General features: G+C 63.2%; 6 protein-coding genes. All 6 read right to left on the minus strand.

The genetic code is table 11. The features are described 5' to 3' along the window. Window positions 1-1,247, minus strand: a 1,247-nt coding sequence (gene clpX / locus NZM16_RS07445; protein WP_295479663.1) for an ATP-dependent Clp protease ATP-binding subunit ClpX, incomplete at its 3' end; no start/stop codon positions are given. A 3-nt stretch (window positions 1,248-1,250) separates the two neighbouring features. Continuing rightward, the gene (locus NZM16_RS07450; protein WP_295453427.1) at window positions 1,251-1,913 is read right to left on the minus strand and encodes a ClpP family protease; all 663 of its coding nucleotides are present in this window, start codon (window positions 1,911-1,913) and stop codon (window positions 1,251-1,253) included. Window positions 1,914-2,069: 156 nt separating this feature from the next. After that, window positions 2,070-3,407: a trigger factor gene (gene tig / locus NZM16_RS07455; protein ID WP_295453424.1), complete on the minus strand. Its 1,338-nt coding sequence runs from the start codon at window positions 3,405-3,407 to the stop codon at window positions 2,070-2,072. Between the two features lie 289 nt (window positions 3,408-3,696). Next, on the minus strand, window positions 3,697-5,268 hold the full coding sequence (gene hutH / locus NZM16_RS07460; protein WP_295453422.1) for a histidine ammonia-lyase: 1,572 nt from the start codon (window positions 5,266-5,268) through the stop codon (window positions 3,697-3,699). A gap of 79 nt (window positions 5,269-5,347) precedes the next feature. Continuing rightward, complete coding sequence (locus tag NZM16_RS07465; RefSeq protein WP_295479665.1) at window positions 5,348-5,662, minus strand: hypothetical protein; 315 nt, start codon at window positions 5,660-5,662, stop codon at window positions 5,348-5,350. After that, window positions 5,656-6,012: an AMP-binding protein gene (locus NZM16_RS07470; protein ID WP_295453416.1), complete on the minus strand. Its 357-nt coding sequence runs from the start codon at window positions 6,010-6,012 to the stop codon at window positions 5,656-5,658. The genes NZM16_RS07465 and NZM16_RS07470 overlap by 7 nt, the downstream gene beginning before the upstream one ends. Between the last annotated feature and the right edge of the window lie 40 nt (window positions 6,013-6,052).

Genomic DNA, 6,052 nt, shown 5'->3' on the forward strand with positions numbered 1-6,052 from the left:
CCGGACTCGTTCAGCAACAACGGGGACCTTTGGCCTCGGATAGCCTCAGCGGTGACGATACAGCGGCGAATCTGCGGGTGAGAGGGGATCTCATACATCACATCCAGCAGCGCCCGCTCCAGGATCGACCGCAGGGCCCGCGCGCCCGTCCCCAGGCGCATCGCTTCCTCGGCGGCGGCCTCGATCGCGTCCGGGGTGAAGATCAGCTCCACGTTATCCAGAGCGAACAGCCGCTGGAACTGCTTCACCAAGGCGTTGCGCGGCCGTGTGAGCACCGCCTTCAACGCCTCCTGATCCAGCGGATCCACCGGGATCACCACCGGCAGCCGGCCAACCAGCTCGGGGATCAGCCCAAACTGGATGAGATCCTCTGGGGTCACCTGCTGCAGCAGCTCGGCCTCGGAGAGCATAGCCCGCCCACGAACTCTGGCCTCGCCCGGGAATCCGATATGCCCTCGCAACCGCAGACGCTCGGCAATGATCCTGGAGAGCCCCTCGAAGGCACCGCCGCAGATGAACAGAATGTTGGCGGTGTCGATCTGGATGAACTCCTGGTGCGGGTGCTTGCGGCCGCCCTGAGGAGGGACATTGGCGATGGTTCCCTCGATGATCTTGAGGAGGGCCTGCTGCACGCCCTCACCGGAGACATCGCGGGTGATGGAGGGGTTATCTCCGGATTTGCGGGCGATCTTATCGATCTCGTCGATGTAGACAATCCCCTTCTCCGCCTGGGCCAGATCATAATCCGCGGCCTGGATCAGCCGGAGGAGGATGTTCTCCACATCCTCTCCCACATAACCGGCCTCTGTCAATGAAGTGGCATCGGCGATGGCGAAAGGAACATCCAGGAAACGCGCCAAGGTGCGGGCCAGCAGGGTCTTGCCGCACCCGGTGGGGCCGATGAGCAGGATGTTGCTCTTCTCGAGCTCCACATCCTCCCACCGCCCTCCGCTGGTGATCCGCTTATAGTGATTGTAAACCGCCACGGAAAGCACCCGCTTGGCCCGATCCTGGCCTACCACATACTGGTCCAGATAGGCGTAGATCTCACGGGGGGAAGGAAGACGATGGGGGAAAATCGGGGAGGAGTGGGCATCCCTGCCCTCCCCCCGAAGGAGGCGATAACTCGCCTCGACGCAGCCCTCGCAGATATAAACCCCATCCGGGCCGGCCAGGAGCCGGCCCGTTTCGTCAGGATCCCGCCGACAGAAGGAGCAACGGGGCGCCTCCCTGCGCGCGCGTTGCATCCCTCACTCCTTGCGGCCATCCGGGGTGGTGACCGCCTGGGTCGGCGGCGGGAGCTCCTTATGCGGCGGCGGCTTGAGCACTTCATCGATAATCCCGTATTGAACAGCCTCCTCCGCCGACATGTAGTAATCCCGATCGAAGTCGTCTGCGATACGCTCTACCGGCTGGCCGGTATGGCGCGCCAGCAGCTCAAAGATCAGATTCTGCATCCGCATCAATTCTTTATACTGGATCTCCACATCCGGCGCATAGCCATGGACGCCGCCGCCGGCCGGGTGCATGTGGATCGTCGCATGCGGCAAGGCGAAGCGACGGCCCTTGGTGCCGGCCGCCAGAAGCACCGTGGCCATGCTGGCGGTCCAGCCCACCGCGATGGTGGAGATCGGGGCGCGCACCTGCTGCATCGTATCGTAGATCGCCAGCCCTGGATAGATCAACCCGCCCGGCGAATTGATGTAAAGGCGGATCTCCTCCTCTGGATCCTCCCGATCCAGATAGAGCAATTGAGCGACCACCAGGTTGGCCACCTGATCCGTGATCGGCGTCCCCAGGAAGATGATCCGCTCCTTGAGGAGCAGCGAGTAGATATCGTAAACGCGCTCGCCGCGCCCCGTGTTCTCGATCACCATTGGGATCAGCATCTCCGGCAATCCTCCACGGGCCATCGCTATCCTCCTTCCGGATTCGCATAACAGGCTGGATGCAATTTGTTATCTAGACTTCTCTTCTGTGGGATGGAAGAGCCCTTCCCCCTTTATCCTTAAGGCTGGGCCGGGCCAGTCCAGCCCCGGGATGCAGGGGAAAGGCCCGGCATGCAACCCCTACTCAAAGGTCTCCGAAGCCGACGCTCCTTCCACCACTGGAGCCTCCGCTTCACCTGCTGGCTCCGCTTTCACTGTTATCCCCAGGTCACCCCGGGCGATCTCCACCAGGCGTTCCAGCGCCCGACGGGCCAGGAGCCGCGATCGAACGGTCGCCGACACCTCCGGTCCCAGATGTTTCCAGGCCTCTTCGGATGCCTGGACGCGCCGGCGCAATGTCTGGGCCTCCTGTTCCACCACCTCCTCAGGAACAGAGAGTCCTTCCTCCTGAGCCAGCTGGTAAAGGACCAGGCCCCGGCGAATCCGGCGCTCGGCCTGAGGTCGGAACTCTTCGCGCAACGCCTCCAGGGTCTGATTCCGTTCTTTCAGATAGCTCTCCAGATCTTTCCCCCGCCGCCGGAGGAAGTTTTCCAGATCCTCCACCAGCTCATTGATCTCCTCCTCCAGCATCTGCGGCGGGAACGCCACCTCCGCCTGATCCACCAGCGTTTCCAGCGCCCGTTCGGCATACTCGGAATCATACTGACGGCGCTTGTGAGCAACGAGATCTTGACGGATTTTCGCCTTCAGCTCCTCCAGGGTCTCGAAATCGCCGATCGTCTGGGCCAGGGCATCGTCAAGATCCGGCAGCAAATATCGGGAGATCCCGATCAAGGTGGCTTCCGCATGGAGAACCCGGGGCTTGTCCCCCGGCCAGGGCAGCTCGAAGGTCCGTGTCTCGTTGACCGCCATGCCAGCGATCCGCTCCTCCAGCCCGGGCAGGGGAGGCTCTTCCTGGCCCAGCACAAATGAGAACTCATCCTCCAGAACGACCTTCCCTTCCGCATCGCTTGCCCGCAGGGCGACCGTGACCATCATCCCCGGCTCCGCCACGCCCTCTGAAAGCGGCTCGATGATGGCATGATCCCGCCGCAACCGCTCGAGAACTTCCATAACCTCTTCCTCGGTCGGCTCCGGCGGTTCATAGGGCAGGCGCAACGATCGATAATCTCCCAGCCGGACCTCGGGTTTCAGAGGGACAATGACGCGGAACGTCAGGGGTTCTGGATCGACCCGTTCCAGCCGGCCCGGTCCATAGGGATCCAGGCCCAGCTGATCCAGAGCCTCCCGGTAGACCTCCTGACTCAGGATCTCCACCGCCTCCTCGAAGATCGCTTCCCGACCGAAGGTCCGGACCACGATCTCATAGGGGGCTTTGCCACGGCGGAAGCCGGGAATGTCATAACGCTCAGCGAAGCGCCGGGCCACCTGACGCATCGCCTTCTCCACGCGCTCCGGATCGACCTCAATGGTCAACACCACCTGGCGCTGCGGAAGGTTCTCCGTTGTGATCCGCACCGACGATTTCCTCCAGAATCAGAATCGCTGGCCTGCCCCATCCCTTCCAGAAGCATCTCCTCGGAGCGATAGATCTCCTCAATCCATCGCTGATCCGACGTTTCCGGAAGGTCTTCAGGCCTGGAACCGGTCACGTGGAATTATAACGGGGCCAGGAAGGCATCGCAAAAAGAGATCTACCCCGAACTCCCCAGTAGTCGCTCCGAAGGGAGGATGAAGCCATGGCTCCGGGAGGAGGGATCGCCCTCCCCCTCCCCTCCGTGCGGCTTCGTGGCATGGAGAGAGGGAGTCAGTTTTTCGTGGGGAGTGCGCGAAGCGCTTCCCGCACCGCCTGCAGGATCTCCCCCTCTGCCACCAGGCGATAGGCTCGCTCCATCCATGGCGCCATCACCGTATCGCGGGCCAGGAATGGCACGTGGCGACGGAGAACCCGGTAAGCCGCTTCTGTTCCCCGGCCCAGGCGCAGAGGACGTCCGGCCTGCTGCCGGCGCAGATCGATGGCTTGAGCAGCAGCGAACAGCTCCGCAGCGACCACCTGTTGCGTGTTGCGCAGCACCATCCCGGCATGGCGCACCGCCGTGGCCCCCATGCTGACGTGGTCTTCCGTCCCCGCCGAAGAAGGGATCGTGTCCACACTGGCTGGATGGGCCAGCACCTTGTTCTCAGAGGCCAGCGCTGCCGCTGTATACTGCACCAGCATGAACCCGGAATGCAGGCCCGGCTCGAGAGCCAGGAAGGGCGGATAGCGCCCTTCGTTCTCCGCCGGATCCAGCAGCCGATTCAGCCGCCGCTCAGAGATGTTGGCCAGCTCGGTCAACCCGATGGCTAAGTAATCCATCGCCAAAGCGATCAATTCCCCGTGGAAATTGCCTCCAGAAAGCACGGTCGGTTCCTCGTCGCCCTCTTCCCAGAAGATCAATGGGTTGTCCGTCGCGCTGTTCAGCTCAATCTCTAAGGCCCAGCGGGCGTAAGCCACCACGTCCCGCACCGCTCCGTGCACCTGGGGCATGCACCGCAGGGAATAGGCGTCCTGGATCCGCGAGGGGTTACGTGGATCGCTTAGCAGCTCACTGCCCTCCACCAGCTGCCCGAGGAAGGCCGCGCAATCCATCTGTCGGGGATGCGGGCGCACCCGATGCAGACGTTCATCAAAGGGCATGGCGGATCCTTCCAGCGCTTCCAGGGTCATCGCGCCCACAATGTCGGCGGTCTGCACCAGGACTTCCGCATCATACGTGATCAAAGCCCCCAACCCGGCCATAAAGGCTGTGCCGTTGATCAGCGCCAGCCCCTCCTTGGCCTCCAGGCGCAACGGCTCCAATCCCACCGCTGCCAGCGCCTCCGCTCCCGGCATCCGCCGGCCGTCCACGATTGCTTCCCCCAACCCGATCATCGGCAGCGCCATATGGGCCAGCGGGGCCAGATCCCCGCTCGCCCCCAGGGAGCCTTGAGCCGGAACCACCGGATGAACACCCCGGTTCAGCATCTCCACCAGGAGCTGAAGGACCTCGGGGCGCACTCCGGAATAACCTCGGGCCAGAGTGTTCAATCGGGCCACCATCATCGCTCGAACCTGCTCCTCTGAGAGCTCCGGACCTACTCCCACGGCATGGCTTTGAAGCAGGTTGTGTTGAAGGAGCGATGCCTGTTCCGGGGAGATCCGGATGTTCCGCAGATGCCCAAACCCGGTGGTCACGCCGTAAATCACCACTCCTCGCTCGAGCAACCGATCCACCGCCTCCCGGCTGCGCCGGACGCGAGCCCAAGCCGCTGGGGCGAGGGCCACCGGGCGGCGCTCCCGGGCCACCGCCACCACATCCTCTAAGGTCAAATGTTCGCCATCCAGTTCCAGGATTGACATCATCTTGCCTCCAGGCCGTGGTGGATATCCCCATTCTAAGTTTGTAGCGCGTCCGACCCATCGACAAGAGCTTCCGGAATCAACAGGAGGGAAGAACCCCTTGCGTCCCTTGCGACGGCGACAGCCGCAAGGCCCAAAGCTCCCGGGCTCGCAGATCCTCCAGCAAGGCGGCCGGCGGCTCGGCATTCCGGCCCACCAGCCAGACGCCCTCCCCCAGCCATCCGGCTTGCAGATCCTCCCCAGCGGCCAGACACAATGCCCGTTTCGGATCCTCCGGTCCTCGCAGCGGCTGGCCGGCCCGGACCAGGGCGATCGCTACCCATCGCCCATTCAGGGAAAGGGCATACTCTATGAAGCTCTGGGCCGACAGCCCAAGGTCCGCCGGCGTCACCATCCGGCCGTCGCCGATGAGGCGCTGGATGGGCAAGAGATATTCGTGGGGGGAGGAATGTTCAGATGAACCTGGAGGGAACGCGCCAGATCCGCATGAGGGGTCAGAGCGATCAGGGCGTGAACGGCGCTTTCGGCGATCTGACGCTTCCATTCGTCCGGGCTCTCCGGGGGAGGGATCAGCACGGCCACGCTGCCCGCTTTCAGAGCGCCATAAAAGGCGATGATGAACTGGGGGATATTCGGCAGCAGGATGGCGATCCGATCGCCCAGATTAAAACCCGTGGAACGGAGGGCATGGGCGAAGCGATTGACCTGTCGATTCAGCTCCCAGTAAGTGAGTGCTTTGTCCATTTTTCATTTGGGGGTTTTCGGGGGCGGGGGGGGGGCCGGG

This window comes from Thermoflexus sp. (genome assembly GCF_025055495.1).
GTDB lineage: Bacteria > Chloroflexota > Anaerolineae > Thermoflexales > Thermoflexaceae > Thermoflexus.